The sequence below is a fragment of the Cystobacter fuscus genome (genome assembly GCF_044360685.1).
Taxonomy (GTDB): Bacteria; Myxococcota; Myxococcia; order Myxococcales; family Myxococcaceae; genus Cystobacter; species Cystobacter fuscus_C.
The window spans coordinates 3,987,384-4,004,835 of the sequence record NZ_CP043491.1 but is presented as its reverse complement, the minus strand read 5'-3'; the positions used below and the strand labels follow the sequence as shown (position 1 = coordinate 4,004,835).

11 protein-coding genes are annotated in these 17,452 nt (G+C 71.2%); all 11 read right to left on the bottom strand.

From position 1 onward, the window contains the following. Positions 1-52: 52 nt before the first annotated feature. Complete coding sequence (locus F0U63_RS16425; protein ID WP_395846860.1) at positions 53-1,606, bottom strand: hypothetical protein; 1,554 nt, start codon at positions 1,604-1,606, stop codon at positions 53-55. 73 nt (positions 1,607-1,679) lie between these two features. Beyond that, complete coding sequence (locus F0U63_RS16420) at positions 1,680-3,041, bottom strand: protein kinase (protein WP_395846859.1); 1,362 nt, start codon at positions 3,039-3,041, stop codon at positions 1,680-1,682. 42 nt (positions 3,042-3,083) lie between these two features. Further along, on the bottom strand, positions 3,084-4,325 hold the full coding sequence (locus tag F0U63_RS16415) for an O-antigen ligase family protein (protein WP_395846858.1): 1,242 nt from the start codon (positions 4,323-4,325) through the stop codon (positions 3,084-3,086). Between the two features lie 2 nt (positions 4,326-4,327). After that, positions 4,328-5,428, bottom strand: coding sequence for an LptF/LptG family permease (locus tag F0U63_RS16410; protein WP_395846857.1), 1,101 nt, complete (start codon positions 5,426-5,428; stop codon positions 4,328-4,330). Then, positions 5,425-6,540, bottom strand: a complete 1,116-nt coding sequence (locus tag F0U63_RS16405) for an LptF/LptG family permease (RefSeq protein WP_395846856.1) — start codon at positions 6,538-6,540, stop codon at positions 5,425-5,427. The genes F0U63_RS16410 and F0U63_RS16405 overlap by 4 nt, the downstream gene beginning before the upstream one ends. Next, positions 6,537-7,796, bottom strand: a complete 1,260-nt coding sequence (gene purD, locus F0U63_RS16400; RefSeq protein WP_395846855.1) for a phosphoribosylamine--glycine ligase — start codon at positions 7,794-7,796, stop codon at positions 6,537-6,539. The genes F0U63_RS16405 and purD overlap by 4 nt, the downstream gene beginning before the upstream one ends. 1 nt (position 7,797) lies before the next feature. Further along, entirely contained in the window at positions 7,798-11,238 is a 3,441-nt protein-coding gene (locus F0U63_RS16395) for a tetratricopeptide repeat protein (RefSeq protein WP_395846854.1), read from the bottom strand. 5 nt (positions 11,239-11,243) lie between these two features. Beyond that, positions 11,244-12,788, bottom strand: coding sequence for a bifunctional phosphoribosylaminoimidazolecarboxamide formyltransferase/IMP cyclohydrolase (gene purH, locus F0U63_RS16390; RefSeq protein ID WP_395846853.1), 1,545 nt, complete (start codon positions 12,786-12,788; stop codon positions 11,244-11,246). 112 nt (positions 12,789-12,900) lie between these two features. Further along, a complete protein-coding gene (locus F0U63_RS16385; protein ID WP_002628183.1) occupies positions 12,901-13,395 on the bottom strand; it encodes a sigma factor-like helix-turn-helix DNA-binding protein in 495 nt (164 codons plus the stop codon). 151 nt (positions 13,396-13,546) lie between these two features. Further along, complete coding sequence (locus tag F0U63_RS16380; RefSeq protein ID WP_395846852.1) at positions 13,547-15,448, bottom strand: protein kinase; 1,902 nt, start codon at positions 15,446-15,448, stop codon at positions 13,547-13,549. A gap of 24 nt (positions 15,449-15,472) precedes the next feature. Further along, complete coding sequence (locus tag F0U63_RS16375) at positions 15,473-17,428, bottom strand: protein kinase (protein ID WP_395846851.1); 1,956 nt, start codon at positions 17,426-17,428, stop codon at positions 15,473-15,475. Positions 17,429-17,452 lie beyond the last annotated feature (24 nt).

Below are 17,452 nucleotides of genomic sequence, written 5' to 3'. Positions count from 1 at the left end.
TATAACGTGCTCCCTCAGCGTGTTCCGGCAGGCGGGAGGACGGGCGCCAGGCTCACTGGTCGTCGCACGGAGTGCCCAGGCGGGCGCCCGTATAGACCCCGAGCTCGTTGTAGATGAGCGGCATGTTCTCCTCGACGGGCACCGGGCGTAGCTCCGTCTTCTTCTTGTTCTCGATCCACAGCGAGGGCTGCTCCTTCTCCACGACGAGCCGCAGCTCGCCCCGCTTCGTCGAGAAGATCTCCCCCTTCGAGTCGGAGACCACGTCCTTCATCTTCTGCACCTGGAGGTTGCCCTTGGGCCCGATGGAGACGCGGAAGTTGCGCTCCTCTTCCTTCTTGAAGCCGCGCTCCACCAGGTAATAGCGCCCCTTCTGATCGCGCAGCAGCGCGTAGGGCACGTACTTCTGGGGGTTGGGCTCGAAGGTGGCCTTGGACACCAGCGTCTCCTTCTGCTCCCCGTCCACCCAGGTGAACGGGATGGTGCGCTCGCCACAGCGTACCGCGCAGGTCTTCTTCTCCTCGTCCACTGCCACCTCCGAGTACAGGCCCATGTCGAGCCCCCGGAACGAGTGGTTCATCGTCTTGTTGTAGAAGCGCGGCTCCAGGAAGAAGTGGCCGTTGAGGACCCAGGGCGGCGAGGCGACCTCGACGAAGCGCTCGCCGTCTCCGTAGGCCAGTTGCACGGTGTGCGTCTCGTCGGGCCGCACGAGCACGTAGTGCCCCTTGCCATCCGAGCACACGTGGGTCTTCTCCAGCGCCATCCGCGCGGAGAGCTTCTCGCCCTGGCCCCGGGTGGACTCGAGCGTGTCCAGGAAGGCCTTCGTGGCGAACTCTTCCTGGTTGGACGCGTCCTTGGCCGTCGTCCACGTCAGTCGGCCCGACTCCACCTTCACGGCCGGCGCGTCCCCGAAGCGGCAGCTCGCCTCCTTGATTCGCGTCTGCACCACCTTCTTCGCCTCGGCCGACGCGCACAGCTTGCGCAGCGAGTCGAGCGGGGCCTCGCAATAGGAGGCGATGCTGTACTCCTTGATCAGCTCGTCCGGGATGCTCGCCCACTCCACGAGCCCCACCGTCTGCGAGCCGCACGCCTCGTTCATGCTCTTCACCGACGTGGCGAGCTCGCGCTCGATCTGGGCCTCCTCGCCCTTGCGATCGAAGGCCATCAGGCGGGTGAGCAGCCCCTGCGACTTCTGCTTCTGATGCAGCGCGTACACCTCCTCGCCCTTGAGCGCGCGGGTGCGTGCGTCATCGAAGGTCACCGCGGTGTCGTCGCGCCGGCCCGGCACGTTCACGTAGTAGTTGCGCCGCGAGCCCGAGACGAGCAGGTACAGGGTGACATAGCGGCGGCCATGCCACTGGGTGACGTAGCGCACGTCCTGACCCGACGTCTCCACGTCGTAGGGGAGCACCTTGCCGTCGAGCTCACTGTCGGTGCCCTGCACGAGGACGATGGCCTTCTTGTCGTCCGCGGGCGTGAGCGGGATCGCCGTCACCAGCTCGCCGTTCGGACCGGCGAACACCTTGCCCGGCTCCACGGGCGCGGCGGCCCGGGCAGAACCTGCTTCCAATACCGCGACCACGGCCAACATCGCCACGATGACTCTCACGTCTGTCTCCTGTGGGGTAAGGCGCCAGGGGAGGAGTCCCGGCTGGCGCGGGTGATCAGAACTCGATGGATTGTTACCGCGGCGCCTCCGGGAGCGGCTGTCTCTCGGGGGCCGGAGCGGAGGGCCGCTCGGGCGCGGCGGGAGGTTTCGGGGCGGGCTCGGTCTCCACCTCGGCGAGATGCTCGGAGGAAGTGCGCACGGCGAACGGCGGCGGGCGCGCGGAGGACGCGGGCGCGGCGCCAGCGGGCGTGGGAGACGGCGACCGCATCCACCACGCGGCGGCCGAGAAACCCACCACCAGGACCGCCCAGCCCACGCCCACGGCCCACTTCGGCACCGGTCGGGCCCGGCGGACTTGCCCAGCGGGGTTTTCAGGACGCTCGGAGGCACTCCCGGGTGGCACGGGCGCCGCGATGCGCACCGTCGGCGCGGGCACGTGCGTGGGCTCCTCCCCCTCCCCGTCCATGCGGGAACGGCCCGCTGCCGCCACCACCGCCGCCATCCTCGGATTCGAGGGCATGAACACCCTGGGCATCGCGTTCCTGGACAGGGACAGGAGCGGCCTGCCCGTCAGCTCCTGGATGAAGGCCGCGACATCCGCATGACGGTCCCGCGCGCTCTTCGCCAGGGCGCGCCCCACCGCGGAGAGCACGTGCTCGGGCAGCCCGGGGCGCAGGAGCAAGAGGGGCTCGGGTTGCGAGTGGATGATGCGGTCAATCACCTGGAGGATGCCGTTGTCCTCTCCCTCGAACGGAGAGCGGCCCGACAGCATCTCGTACACGATGCACCCGAGCGCGAAGAGATCCGTGCGCGCGTCCACCGTGCTGTTCCTGCCCATGGCCTGCTCGGGCGCCATGTACAGGGGCGTGCCCATCAACACCGAGTCCTGCGTCTGGAGCGTCTGGGAGTCGAGCATCTTCGAGATGCCGAAATCGAGCAGCTTCACCCGCGTGCCCGCCTTGCCCCCCAGGTCCATGGGGACGAGCCACACGTTGGCGGGCGTGAGGTCCCGGTGGACGATCCCCGCGCGGTGGGCCGCCACGAGCCCCGAGCCGATCTGCCGCGTGAGGGACATCATCTCCTCGATCGCCAGGGGGCCGCGCGCCAGCCGTTGTTCGAGGCTCTCGCCGCGCAGGTACTCCATCACCAGGAAGGGCGTGCCGTCCTCCAGGGTGTCGAAGTCGAGCACCTCGACGATGTTCGGATGGCCGAGCCGCGAGGCGATCTCCGCCTCCCGGCGGAAGCGCGCGTATTGCTCCGGGGACAGGTCCGCCCCGCCGCGCAGCACCTTGACGGCGACCTGCTTGCCGGGGAGCCGGCGATGGCTCGCGAGGTAGACGGTGCCCATGCCCCCCTTGCCGAGCAGCGAGGTGATTTCATACGTGTCCCGCAGGACCGAGCCCACGCGCACGTCACTGGCAGCCGGTTGGGTCATGGAAGGAACGCGGGCCCGCTCCAGGGCTCGCTCCCCGAAGACTTAGCCCGCCTGCGTCCCGCTTCGCCAGTCGACCCCGCGGCGCGCGCTCAGGCCAATGCCCAGCAGGAGCACCAGCGCCTGGGAGGCCTGGACGTGGAAGAGCGGATCATGCAGCAGGGATAGCAGGCAGAAGAACCCGAGCACCCCGAGCGCGCCCAGTCCCTCGGGGCGTCCCCGGGGCATGCGCCAGGCGAGCCAGCCGAGCAGCGCCACGAAGAGCAGCGCCCCCGGCACGCCCGTCTCGGCGGCCATGCTGAGGTACTGGTTGTGGGACTTGCCGGGGTGCTCGCGGGCCTGCGCGGGCATGTCCTCGGTGGCGTACTTCTTCGCCTGGAAGCGCCCCGGGCCCACGCCCGTCACCGGGTGTTGACGCAGCGCGCGCAGGCCCGTCTCCCGCAGCGCCGGCCGGTTGCCCGAACCCGAATCGGAGCCACTGTCGAGGAAGCGCTCGCGCAGGGGCCGGTTGAGTGCCAGCGCGAGCACGGCCAGCGCCAGCACGGCGGCGCACGTGGGCAGGGCCACGCGCCGGGGCAGGCCGAGCAGCACCACCCCGCCCATCACCGCCACCAGCGCCACGCTGCCCGCGCGGGCATAGGGAAAGAGTCCCACGGAGACGAGCCCCACGCCCGCCACCGCGAGCGCCGCCCACTGCCGCCGCCCTCGCAGGCGCAGGCCCACGCCCAGGGCGAACACCGCCGCCATGCCCCCGATGTGAGAGAACTTCAGCCGGTGGAAGAGCAGCCCTCCGGCCATGAAGCGGTGCTCCGCGCCGACGACGGGTTCGTAGACCCGATCAAAGGGCAGGCGCGTCCAGGCCAGGGGGGCCCAGGCCTCCAGCGGGGGCCACACGCCGAAGTGCTGGAGTCCCGCCACCGCGCACGAGACGAGGAACAACCCACCCACGGCCCACGCGAGCCACATCCGCCGCGCGTCCGACAGGAAGCCGAAGGCCACCGCCGCCACGGGGATGCCCACGAAGTCCAAGAGGCGCGCCACGCCCGTGCCGCTCGGCGGGTGTCCGGCCAGCGTGGGGACGAGCAACGACCAGGCGAGGAACACCACCAGGGGAGCCCAGGCGCGCACGGCGCCGCGCACCGTGACGCCCTCCTGACGGGCCACCGCGAGCGCTCCCAACGCGGTGCCCGCGAACCCCACCGCCGCGAGGCCCTCGAGGAAGAGGCACCCCACGCCCCAGAGGAGCATGAAGAAGAGCAGCGCACGCTCGAGCACGTTCCGGCGCACGTTCACCCCACTCCCTTGCCCAGGCGGCCCTCGCCACGCAACCACAGCAGCGCCGCGGCCACGACGAGCAGGGCGACGGGGAACCACGCCGCCAGCACGGGCGACAGCCGCTCGGAGAGCACCAGCGTCCGGGCCACCACCATCAGGCCCCACATGATCACCGAGATGAGCAGCCCCTCGACGAGCGCCACCGTCAGGTTGCCCTTGCGTCCCGGCCGCAGCGCCAGGCCCACCGCCAGCAGCGCCGCGGGCAGGCCCGCCAGTGGATAGGCGAAGCGGTTGTGGAGCACGAGCGAGAACTGCCGCGTCGCCAGTCCCACCTCGCCGCGCGCGGCGATCTGCTCGCGCAGCACCGGCACGCGCATCTGCTCGGGCCGGCCCGGACGGATGCGGAAGGTCCTCGCGCTGGCACCCAGGTCGTACTCCACCTCGTCCAGCTCGCGCACCGAGGACTGGCCGTCGCGCGTGAAGGTGCGCTCCACCACGCCCTCCAGCTTCCAGCGCGTGCCCTCCACGGGGCGCATGCTCCGGGCGTCCACGCGCCGCGCGAGCCGGAACTCCGGCGTCACGGTGAGGATGGCCACGTCCACGAAGCCCTCCTGCGCGCTGCCGCTGCGCAGGTAGAAGATGTGGTCTCCCCGGCGGAACCACTGCTTGGGAGTGTGGTACATGCCCCAGTCGCCCCAGCGGCCGAAGCGCTGGGTGGTGATCTCATCCACGCGCATGCCCGCTTGCACCACCACCCACTCGTCGAAGGCGATGAGCCCCACGCACGCCAGCGCCACGCACACCCCCACGGGCAGGTAGAGGGCCTTGGGGCCGAAGGACAAGGCGCGCATCGCCGTCACCTCGCCGCGCTTGCGCAGCGAGGACACCGCCGCTCCGGCCGCGAGCAGCAGCGCCGCCGGCCCGAGCTGCTGCACGGACAAGAGCGCCTTGTTCGCGTAGAGCACGAGGACGCTCCACACCCAGCCCTCGCCCGTGTACATGCGCGAGCGGTCCACGAAGTCCACCACCAGGAACACCGTGACCAGGGCACAGAGGATGCCCACCGCGAAGCCCACGTACGTGCGGACCACGTAGCGGAAGAGCGTGGCGCTCACCGCACCGTCCCCGAGCGGTTGACGCGGTAGAGCGCCACGGCGCCCACCGCGCAGAAGACGAGGTTGGTGAGCTGGCCCGCCAGGAGCATCGGCAGCCGCCCCTGTTGACCCATCTGCTCGAAGACGCGCGTGAGCAGGTAGAAGAGCACGTAGCCGGCCAGCGTGAGCAGGAACCCCCAGGCGCGTCCGCCCTGCCGGCGGCCGATGGCCAGCGGCGTGCCCAGCAGCGCGAAGGACAGCGGCGCGAGCGCGTTGCCCAACCGGGTGTGCAGCGCCATGCGGAAGGGCCGGGGATCTCCCCCCGTGCGCTCGGCCTCTTCCGCGGCCTCCAGCAGCTCGACCGGGGTGAGTTCCTCCTTGGGCGAGCGGAAGCGGTTGCGCCGGCCCATCCTGCCCTCCACGCCCACGGCGATCTCCGCCTTCTCGAAGGTGATGACGGAGTAGGACGCCTCGCCGCGGTTGGCCCGGTGCGCCTCGCCGTCGCCGAGCACCAGCGTGAGCACCTGCCCGGCGGTGCTCGTGTTCACCTGGCCCTGGCGCGCGAGCATCAGCAGCGGCGCGGACGGCTCCCGATCATCGTGCACCAGCACGTGCGTCCACTGGTGCTCGCCTCCCTCCTCCACCTGCTCGGCGTAGAGGGTGAGGTTGGACAGGTCCTCGTAGAAGACGCCGGGCTTCACGTCGCCCACGACGTTCTTCTTGATGATCTCCGCGACGAACTCCTTCACGCTGGTGAGCCCCCAGGGCTCGGCGGTGCAGGTGATGAGCAGCATCAGCCCGGAGAGCACGGCGCCGATGAACAGGGGCCCGGCGATCAGCCGCACCGGACCGATGCCCAGCGCCTGCAGGGCGGTGATCTCCCTGTCCTCGGACAAGCGGCCCAGCCCCAGGAGGATGGCCAGCAGGAAGGCGATGGGCAGCGCCATCACCAGGAAGTGGGGCGAGAGGTAGACGAGCAGCCACCCCATGTCCCCGAGCGTCACCGCCGAGCCGAGGAGCACATCCGTGCCGCGCAAGAACTGCATGACGAACAGCAGCAGGAAGAGGAAGGCCACCCACACCACCAGGGGGATGACCAGCTCCTTCAGCAGGTAGCGCGAGAGCAGGTTCACGGCGTCACGGCGGGCGCGCCAAGCCCCTTGGCTCCGATGTCCCGGCGGAAGTGCATGCCCTCGAAGTGGATGCGCTCCACGGCGGCGTAGGCGTGGGCACGCGCCTGGGCGAGCTCCGCGCCCCGCGCGCACACGGTGAGCACCCGGCCTCCCGCCGTGCGCCACTCGCCGTCCACGCCCGCGACGAACACCGGGCAGTCGGAGGCGACCGAGTCGATGCCCTCGATGCGCGCGCCCTTCCGGGGCGCTTCCGGATAGCCCTCGGCGGCGAGCACCACGCCCACCGAGGCGCCGGGATGCACCGCGAGCACCCGCGGCTCCAGCTTGCCCCGCGCGCACGCGTCCAGCAGCGGCAGCACGTCCTCGGCCAGCTGCATCATCAACACCTGCGTCTCGGGGTCGCCGAAGCGCGCGTTGAACTCCAGCACCTTGGGGCCGCGCGGAGTGAGCATCAGCCCCGCGTACAGCGCGCCCCGGAAGGGAGTGCCCCGGCGCCGCAGCGTCGCCAGCGTCGGAGCGATCACCTGCTCACCCACCTCGGCGAGCTGCCCGGCGGTCAGGAAGGGCGCGGGAGCGTACGCGCCCATGCCTCCGGTGTTGGGGCCCGTGTCCCCCTCCCCCACGCGCTTGTGGTCCTGCGCGGGGGGCAAGAGCACGTAGCGCTCGCCGTCGCACAGGGCGATGACGGACACCTCCTCGCCCTCGAGCAGCTCCTCCAGCACCAACCGCTGGCCGGCGCTGCCCATGGCACCCACCGCCCGCACCGCCTCGCGCGCGGCCTTGGCATCGTGCGCCACGATGACGCCCTTGCCCGCGGCCAGCCCGTCCGCCTTGACGACGATGCGGCCCTGCGCCACCGCGTGGGCCTCGGCCTCGGCCAGGTCGGTGAACACGCGGTAGTCCGCGGTGGGCACGCCCGCCTCCACCATGATCTCCTTGGCGAAGGCCTTGGAGCCCTCGACGCGCGCGGCGGCCTCCACCGGCCCGAAGCATGGGATGCCCGCCACGGCGAGCGCATCCGCCACGCCCGCCACCAGCGGCGCCTCGGGGCCCACCACCACCAGGTCCACCGATTCACGGCGGGCGAACGCCACCACCGCGGAGGGATCCTGCGCGTCCAGGGGCACGTTGGTGCCCACGCGAGCGGTGCCCACGTTGCCGGGTCCCACCCACAGCTTCGTGAGCCGCGGACTCTGGGACAGCTTCCACGCGAGCGCGTGCTCGCGCGCGCCGGAGCCGAGGAGAAGAACCTTCACGTCAACCTCGTTTGTCTTTGTCGATCAGGTAGAGCACGCGCTTGGCGGGCAGGTACGAGGGATCGATCCCCAACAACCGCACCAACCGCTCGCGCACCGGGCCGGGACTGGAGGGGGCCTCCAGCTCGCCCAACTTCACCTCGGCCGCGTACAGCTTCGGGGCGAGCGCCACCGCCTCGCGCAGGGACTTGCGGGCGGGCTCCACCTGCTTGGCGTTGATCAGCACCAGCCCCTGGACGTAGTGGGCGAGCGCCACCTGGCGCCCTCCCGCCACCGCGCGCGCGGCATGTCCCTTGGCGTCGTCCGCGCTCTTGCGATCCTTGCGGGCCAGGGCGATCAGCGCGCGGAAGGAGGACGCTTGTGCATTGCTGGCGTCCACGTCGGACACCTTCTTGAACATCTTCTCCGCGGCCGCGCCTTCACCCTGGTGGTAGCGCAGCAGCCCCTCGTAGAGGAAGGGCAACAGGTCGTCATCCCCGCGGGCGATCCCCGCGATGGAGCCATCCAGGCCCTGGATGAGCTCTCCGGAGCGCAGGTAGAAGGGCGTGAGGACGGGCCTCGGGGCCACCCGGTGGGGATCTCCCAGCAGCGCCTTGGCGAGCACCCGGAAGGCCTCTTCCCGGCGTCCGTCCTGGGCGGCGGCCACGCCCGCGAGCAGCAGGGCGTCCGTGTGGCGCGGATCGAGCTGGGCGGCCTCGTTGAAGAGCGTCATCGCCTCGGCGGGCTTGCGCTCGAGCAGCCGCAGGCGGCCCTCGAGGATCTTCTCCAGGGCGGGCTCGCCCAGGTGCCCCTTGAGGACGGCGAGGTGGCTGGTGGCCTCGGCGGCGTCCTTGCGCGCCAGGGACACGAAGAAGAGCTGGAGGTGGACCGCGGGGTTGTTCTTCTCCAGTTGCAGGGCCTCGCGGCCGGCCTTCGCCGAGGCATCCAGGTTGTTGGCCAGGCGCTCGGTGATGGACAGGTGCAGCAGCAGCTCCGCGACCTGGCGCTGATCGTACTTGTCGCGATTGTCCAGCAGGCCGCGCAGGGCCTTCAACGCGGCCTGGACGGACCCCTCGGCCTGGTAGCGCATCACCGCGCTCGCCAGGAGCATCTGGAAGTCGTTCGGGGCGGCCTTGAGCCGGTTCTCGTAGAGCTGGCGCGCCAGCTGCGGCTCGCCCACCTCGAGGTAGATGCGCACCAGGGTGCTGATCGTCTCCCAATGCTCCGGATCCTGCTCGAGCCGCTTCTGCAGGCGGCCGATCGCCGCCGAGTAGTCGCCCGAGGACTCATCCAACAGCGCCCGGTAGTAGTGCACCCGCTCCAGATCCGACGAGAGGGCCAGCGCGGACTCGAAGTGCTCGATGGCCAGCTCGCGGGAGGACGCCATGAAGGTGCGGCCCATCACCAGGTGGGCCTCGGCCTTCTGCGTCCCGGTGCCCTCCTTGGTATCGGCGAGCACGCCCTCGGCGATCTTGCGCGCCTGCTCCAGGTTCCCCGGCTCCTCGGGGTGGGCCAGCAGCAGGTTGGCGTGGGCGACCTGCAGATCGGCGTTGCCCGGCGAGCGCTGCTCCGCGGCCTCGATGAGCGAGCGCGCTTCCTGGAAGCTCGTCTCGTCCATCAGCGAGCCACGTCCCAGCGCGAGCGCCTGGACATAGCCGCCAATGGCCGCGTCACTCTGGGGATCCGCCAGCAGCGCGCGCTGGAACAGCTCCGCCGCTTGCGCGTAGGCGAAGCGTTGATCCTTGGCGAGCTGGGCCTGGCCCTCCTCGAGCAACCGCTGGCTGTCGCCCTCCTTGCTGTCACCGTCCACGAACAACAGCTGCCAGCGCGGCAACACGGCCGCCACCGCGGGAGGCAACGATTCCCCCGAGTCCGGCTTCCTGGGGGCCGAGCCCGAGCCCGAGCCCGAACCAGAGCCCGCCGCGGCCAGCGGCTTCTCCACGAGCGTCTTCACGTCGGGAGAGAGCAAGTACGCGGCCCCGCCGGCACCGACGAGCAACAGCACCACCACCGCGGCGATCAGCGGCCCCTTGCTCCGGCCACTGGACGCGGACACGGCCACGCCCGTGCGGGCAGCCGCGGCGCGCGCGGCGCTTCGAGGCTCGGGAGGCAACGGAGGGGCGGCGGGAATGGAACGCGCCGCCTCGGGCATGGGAAACCCCGCGCCCGGAGCCCGTCCCGCGTCCGACATGGACGAGTCCATGGGCGGCAGATCGATGACCTCGACCGAGGGAGCCGCTTCCTGCGCGGGCTGGGGCGCGCTCTGGCCCCGGTGCCGGCAGTCCTCGCACGCGCCGAGCGCCTGATCGAAGGGATCCACGAGGGGCTTGCCACACTCACGGCACCCCTTGGCCACCGGAGTGGGAGCGGGTGCCGGTGCGGGCGCTGGAGCGGGCCTGACGGGCGCGGCGGGCGGCGCGGCGTCGGGGGGAGCCCCGAAGAAGTCGAGGAGGGGATCGCCCTCGGCGGCGGGAGCTGGAGCCTCCGCGGGGGGAGGCGCGTCGAAGCCGGGAGGCGCGTTGAAGTCGAACAGGGCGTCGTCCGACGGTGCCTGAGCGGGCTGAGGCGCTGGTCTGGCCTGAGCGGCCGGCCGGGCAGGAGGAGGTGGCGCGGGGGGCGGCGCGTCGAAGCCCGGAGGAGCGTTGAAGTCGAACAGGGCGTCGTCCGACGGCGCCGGGAAGGCGGGGGCGGCCGGCGCGGCCTCCTGCCTGGCCTGCACGGCGGGCCTGGGGGCGGGCCTCGGCGGAGGTGGAGCGGGCGCGGGAGGCGGCGGCTCGGGCTCGTCGAACAGCAGGTCTCCCGAGGGCAGCGAGTAGCTCGGAGTGTGCTGCCGGCCATCATCCTCGGCCTCGAGCGTCGGATTGGACGGCGAGGACTGGGTGAGTTCCCCGATGTCCCCGAACAGCGAGTCCTTGGAGGCGGGCGGAAAGGGCGACGGCGGAGGGCCGTCGGAGGGAGAGAGATCATCCAGCAGGGAGCCCGTGGGGGACTCGCCGGTCGGAGGAGAGAGCTGGCTCAGGTCGCCGAACAGCTCGTCGGACAGGGTCGCGGGACGCGACGAAGCCGCCGGCCTGGCGGCCGCGGCGGGCTTGGCCGCAGCGGCAGCGGGTTTGGCGGCAGCCGCGGGCTTGGGAGCCACGGCGGGCTTGGCGGCAGCAGCGGCGGGCTTGGCCGCAGCGGCAGCGGGTTTGGCGGCAGCCGCTGCGGGTTTGGCGGCGGCGGCAGCGGGTTTGGCGGCAGCAGCGGCAGCGGGCTTGGCCGCAGCCGCGGCGGGTTTGGCGGCGGCGGCGGGTTTGGCGGCCGGAGCGGGCTCCGGAGCGGGCTCCGCGGAAGAAGCGGACTCCTCTCGCTTCACCAACTGCAGATGGCGGCAGCGTGGGCACTGCGCACGCACGCCCTTGGGGGTGATGACCCGGTCATCGATGGCGTAGGCCGCCGCGCATTTTTGGCAGGTAATCCGCATGGAGCTCAGTGCCGGAAGTGTCTCACTCCCGTGAGAACCATTGCCATGCCATGTTCATCCGCGGCGGCGATCAATTCCGCGTCGCGCACCGAGCCGCCGGGCTGCACCACGCAGGTGGCTCCGGCGCGGGCCGCCTCGTCGAGCCCGTCGCGGAAGGGGAAGAAGGCATCCGAGGCCACGGCACTGCCCTTGAGGGCCTCGCCGCCTCGCGCGGTGGCGATCTTCGCCGAGTCCACGCGGCTCGTCTGTCCGCCGCCCGCGGCCAGCAGCTTCTGGCCATTGGAGAAGACGATGGCGTTGCTCTTCACGTGCTTGCACACCCGCCAGGCGAAGCGCAGGGCCTTCTCCTCATCCGGGGTGGGCGCCCGCTTGCTGACCACCTTCCACTCCAGCGGCGGCTCCACCGCGTCCCGGTCGTGCACCACGAGGCCACCGGACACACTGCGCGCCTCGAGCTGCGCCCGGGGGCGGGCCGTGGGCGAGGCCAACTTGGGGCCCGCCTCCAGCAGGCGCAGGTTCTTCTTGGCCGCGAGCAGTTGCAGGGCCTCGGCCGAGTAGGACGGGGCGATGACGGCCTCGAGGAAGGTCTCCGCCAGGGCCTCGGCGCAGGCCCGGTCCACCTCGCGGTTGAGCGCCACGATGCCGCCGAAGGCGGACACCTCGTCGATGGCGCGCGCCGTGCGGTAGGCCGCCACCAGCGAGCCATCCAGCGCCACGCCGCAGGGCGTGTTGTGCTTGATGATGACCGCGCAGGGCTGCTCGGGGAACTCCAGCACCAGCCCCAGCGCCGCATCCAGGTCCAGGATGTTGTTGTAGGACAGCTCCTTGCCCTGGAGGACGCGGGAGAAGGCCACGGTGGGCTCGGCGGGCGCGGCGTGCTCGCGGTAGAAGGCGCCGCGCTGGTGCGGGTTCTCCCCGTAGCGCAGGCTCTGCACCTTCTGGTACGTGAGCGACAACTCCTGGGGGAAGGGCTCCGCGGCCTGCTCCCCCAGCCAGCCCGCGATGGAGGCGTCATAGGCGGCCGTGTGCGCGAACGCCTTGCGCATGAGCCGCCGGCGCGTCTGCTCGCTCGTGGCGCGAGACGCCTCGAGCTCGGACAGCACGGCCGGGTAGTCCTCGGGGTCCACCACCACCGTCACGTGGCGGAAGTTCTTGGCCGAGGCGCGCACCATGGCCGGCCCGCCGATGTCGATCTGCTCGATGACGTCGGCCTCGGGGGCGCCGGAGGCCACCGTCTGGCGGAAGGGGTAGAGGTTGACCGCCACGAGCGAGATGGGGGTAATCCCATGAGCGGCCATCTCCGCGCGATCCTCCTCCAGTTCCAGTCGGCCGAGGATGCCGCCGTGGATGCGGGGGTGGAGCGTCTTCACCCGGCCGCCGAGGATCTCCGGGCTCTGGGTGTGCTCGGACACCTTCCGGGCGGGAACACCCGCCGCTTGGAGCGCCGCGAGCGTGCCTCCGGTGGACAAGAGCTCGAAGCCGAGCCGGACGAGTCCTTGAGCGAAGGGAACCAGACCGCGTTTATCGGAGACGCTGAGGAGAGCCAGCACGGGTTTGCGTGCCTCCGCCTAGAGGGAGAAGGCGTCCCTCTAGCAACCACCCCCCGGGGTGTCAACGAAGCGACCGGCCCCCCCAGGGGCGCCGTGCTTCCCAGTCGGCACCCTAGGGCTTGCGCGCGGAGACCGGCGGCTCGGCCTCGGTGGCCTCGCGCAGCTTCAAGAGGCCGCGCGTCTCCACCTGGCGGATGCGCTCGCGGGTGAGGTTCATGATGGCCCCCACCTCCTCGAGCGTGATGCCGCCCTTCTCCGCCACATCCAGCGCGCAGGTATGCTCCAATTCCCAGATTTCCTTGTCCGGGAAGTTGAGCTTGATGGAGCCCGTCTCCGGGTTCACATCCAGGTACAGGTTGTGCTTACACGACACGAACAGGCACGGACGGGCGCCGTTCACGCAGTCCGCCCGGGTCTTCGGCCGCTGCGAGTCGACGGCCTGGAGCAGATCGCTCTCCTCGGGGTCGACCTGACCCGTCAGGCGTCGGCGCCGCAGGTCGCGAGCCATCTCCTTGCGCGACATCGTCTTCGAGCGACGGCGCTCCGCCCCACCCTCCGCCTCCTCGGGCGCCTCCTCCTCCGGCCGCTGCTGCTTCACTTCAGACATGTCCCCTCCAAAGGATGAGTCCACTCTAACCCGTCCCCTGCCCTTCAGCCTATTGGGAATGCAGGTTTTCGTGACGTCACGAGGGAGCACGCCCCTCACGGAGCGTGATCACCAGTGAACAGTCACACGCGCTCCGTCACGGTGAGCGGCCTCAACGCCCGGGCACGCGGAAGCTCTTCGTCGTCCGGGTGTTGGCGGTGATGGTGACCTTGGAGGAGTCGGAGTGGTTGGGGTGGACGAACTTCAACTGGTAGGTGCCCGGAACAAGTGACGTGGTCCAGGTCCCCTGGACCTCGCGCCTGACGAGCTTGCCGTCCAGGTAGACGTCGGCATACGGGATGGCCTGGACGACGAGCGTCCCCTTGGCCTTCACGACGACGGGCGCGGCCTGGGGGGCGGTCTCGGACGGAGGGGCCACCACGGCCTGCTGGGCCGGAGGGGACGCCGGAGGAGTCTCCGCTCCAGACCGGGGGGAAGGCTCGGCCACCTCCTTATTATGAGGAGGAGCGGGCACGGGCGCGGGCACGGGCGCGGGAGCCTCCGGCGCGGATGGCGCGGTGGAAGACCGCCACATCAGCCCCCCACCCAGGAGCACGAGGACGCCCACGCCCAGTCCCACCCAGCCGGCCATGCGTCCGCGGCTCGAGCCCGGGAGCGGAGCCACCTCGCTGGCCCGTGCCGCCACGGCCGACTCCGGGGCCTTCACCGCCGACGCCTCCGCAGCGGGCATGCCCACCGGCGGCAGGGAGCGCGACTCCCTCACCGCGGGAAGGGGGGCCGCCGGGGTCGTCAGCGCCCGGGGGGAAGCGGCACGGGCCTTCGCCTCCTGCCCGCCCGGCACGTCACGGGCGAGGACGAGGGTGGGCGCGGACACCAGGGACGCCTCGGGCCCGTCCCCCGGAGAGAGCCGCTGGGAACCGGAGGACGGAGTGCTTCCCGGCATCACGGCGGTGGCTTCACGTGGGGCGGCGGGTGCGCTCCCGGCCTGGGGCCCGGGCGCCACCATGGAAGCGGACGACGGCTCGGGACGCTCGGGGGCGGGCGTGCCCGGCGCCACGGCGGTGCTGCCGGAGCGATGGCGCTGGGAGCGGTCCTGCAGCACGGCCGGCGACAGCATGAACTGGGTGAGCGGCACGTCGAAGAGCCGCCGCACGAAGGTGCCCAGGTCCGTGTCATCCACGCTGGTGGCGCTGCGCAGCACGCACTGGGCCAGCGCGCGCTCGAGCTCGCCAGCCGACTGGTAGCGCGCCGCGGGCTCGCGCTGCAGAGCGGTGCACACCACCTCGTTGAGGAGCTCCGGCACGTCCGGATTGAGCCGGGCCGGCGGCACGATGACGCTCTCCTGCACCGCCCGGAGCACGGCCACGTCCGACTCGCCGTCGAACAAGCGGCCTCCGGTGAGCATCTCCCAGAGCACCACGCCGAGCGCGAACACGTCCGTGCGCGCGTCCACCTCTTCCCCGCGCGCCTGCTCCGGGGCCATGTACGCGAACTTCCCCTTGAGCACGCCCGGCTGGGTGAGCTTGTTGCCCGCCTTGGCGATGCCGAAGTCGGTGAGCTTCACCGCCCCATCGAAGGACAGCAGCACGTTGTGCGGCGTGACGTCGCGGTGCACCAGCCCCAGCGTCTCGCCCTCCGGGGAGCGCGTGCGGTGCGCGTAGTGCAGTCCCGCCGCCACCTGGGAGCCGATGTACGCCACCAGCACCGGGGGGATGCGGATGCCCTTCTCGCGGCAGCGCTTGCGCAGGTTCCACAGCGAGCAGCCGCGCACGTACTCCATGGCCAGGTAGTACGTGTCCTCGTGCTTGTCGAAGTCGAAGATCTGCACCACGTTGGCGTGGTTGAGCCGTGAGGCCAGCCGCGCCTCCTGGATGAACATCCGCACGAAGCCCTCGTCGTCCGACAGGAACGAGCGCACGCGCTTGATGACGACTTCCTTCTCGAACCCCTCCGGCCCCCGGGCGGTGGCCAGGTAGATCTCCGCCATGCCCCCCTCGGCCAGCTTGCTCTTGACGACGTACTTGCCAATGGGGGTGCCTGCTTCGAGGGTCACGGCGGTGCGTCCCGGGGCTACGAGCTAGAACTTCACGACCACGGTGGTGTGTCGGTTGGGCTTCACCTCGACGCGCTCCGTGCGGCTCTCCTTGAGGTCCGGGTTCCAGAACCGGCACTCATACACGCCCGCGTTGAAGCTGACATCTCCTCCCAGGGGCGTGCTGCCCAGGTTGCGCCCCCCACACGTCACCTCGGCCCAGGGCGTCACCGCGAAGCGCACCGTGCCCTTGCCCACGGGCGCACGCTCCACCTGCGGGGACACGCGCGAATCGGGCTTGCGCGACTCGGGCTTGCGCGGCTCGTGCAGGGGCTCCAGCCGCAGGGACTCCTCCTGCGAGGGGCCCTGCCCCACCGTCACCTTGCGCGAGAGCTCCTGGTAGCGGGGCGCCCTCGCCAGCACGAGCAGCTCCTGTCCCGGCGTGGCGGACACCACCACCGGCGACTTCTCGTACGGCGTGCCGTTCACCGTCAGCGCGGCCTGCTCGGGCGTCGCCTTCAAGGTGACCTGCACCAGGGCGGGCTTCGCGGGCTCGGGCTCGGCGGGAGGGGGCGTCACGGACCCGGTGGGAGCGGGCTCGGTGGGCACGGGTTCAGCGGGAGCGGGCTCGGTCGGCCGCGTCTGGGCGGCCACGGGAGCAGACGGCGTGGAAGGAGGAGGAACGGGCCCGGAGCGCAGGGCCCACACGCCTCCGAGCAACAACCCCACCAGCACCCCCGCGCCGATTCCCAGCACGGCGCGGCGGCGGGACCGGGACTCGAGGGGGACGGGTTGCACCGGGTCCCCCACCGCCGTCTCGGACAGGGCCTCCGCCTCGGACGCCTCCAGGGTGGGCTCGCCCGGAGAGCGGCGCAGATCCACCGTGCGCTTGCGCTCCAGCTCGGCGCGCGGAGTGCTCAGCGAGGCGCGCGGCGGGCGCGGCGGCACAGCGCCCGCGTCCGGGCGCGGCGCGGCCATCGTCTCGATGGAGGATTTCCCCGTCCGATCCGGTGACTTCGGCGCGACCGAGGGCGAGTGCGCCTCGGCCTCCTCCACGAGCACGTCTCCCAGCCGCGCTTCCTCGGCCAGGCGCGTGGCGTAGAGATCCTTCATGTAGGCCGCCAGGTGCGCCGTGGACGAGGGCTGCGGATGGGTATCGAGCCACTGCTCCAGGGCCCGCTGCAGCTGCAGCGCCTCCGGGTAGCGATCACCCGGCTCGCGCTCCAGGGCCTTCATGACGATGGGATCCAGATCCCTCGGCACGCGGGGGTTGACCTGCGAGGGCGGGAGCACCTTGCACTCGATCACCGCCTGCAGCGTGATGACGTCGTTGGAGCGCTTGAACAGCCGCGTCCCGGTGAGCAGCTCGTAGAGCACCACGCCGAGCGCGAAGATGTCGCTGCGGCGGTCCACCTTCTCGCCCGCGGCCTGCTCCGGCGACATGTACGAGTACTTGCCCTTGAGCACGCCCGAGCGCGTCTCGGTGGCCTGGTCCGCCGCCTTGGCGATGCCGAAGTCCACCACCTTGGTGCGCCCATCGAACGTCAGCAGGATGTTCTGCGGGGAGATGTCCCGGTGGACGATGTTGAGCGGCTTGCCGTTCGCGTCCACCTTCTTGTGCGCATGATCCAGCCCCGCGCACGCCTCGCTGAGCGCCCGGCACACGAAGGGCACGGGGATGAGCTGCCCCGAGCGCTCGGCGCGCCTCCACACCCGCCGCAGATCCTCTCCATGGATGTACTCCATGGCGATGAAGAAGCTGTCGTCCTGGGAGCCCAGATCGTAGATCTGCACGATGTGGGGGTGGTCGAGCCGAGCCGCGATGCGCGCCTCGTCCAGGAACATCTGGACGAATTCCTCATTGTCCGCCAGGTGCGGGAGGATTCGCTTGATGACCAGCAGCCGATTCTGTCCCCGCTCGCGCGCGAGGAAGATCTGCGCCATGCCGCCCGTGGCGATCCTCTTGAGGAGCTGGTATTTGCCGTAGCTCTCGATTGACACAGTGCGACATGCCCCCACGGCGGA

Excerpts from the sequence above, each read along its gene's own strand:
- F0U63_RS16420 (WP_395846859.1), bottom strand. The coding sequence starts at position 3,041 with ATGACCCAACCGGCTGCCAGTGACGTGCGCGTGGGCTCGGTCCTGCGG.
- F0U63_RS16395 (WP_395846854.1), bottom strand. The coding sequence starts at position 11,238 with ATGCGGATTACCTGCCAAAAATGCGCGGCGGCCTACGCCATCGATGAC.
- F0U63_RS16385 (WP_002628183.1), bottom strand. The coding sequence starts at position 13,395 with ATGTCTGAAGTGAAGCAGCAGCGGCCGGAGGAGGAGGCGCCCGAGGAG.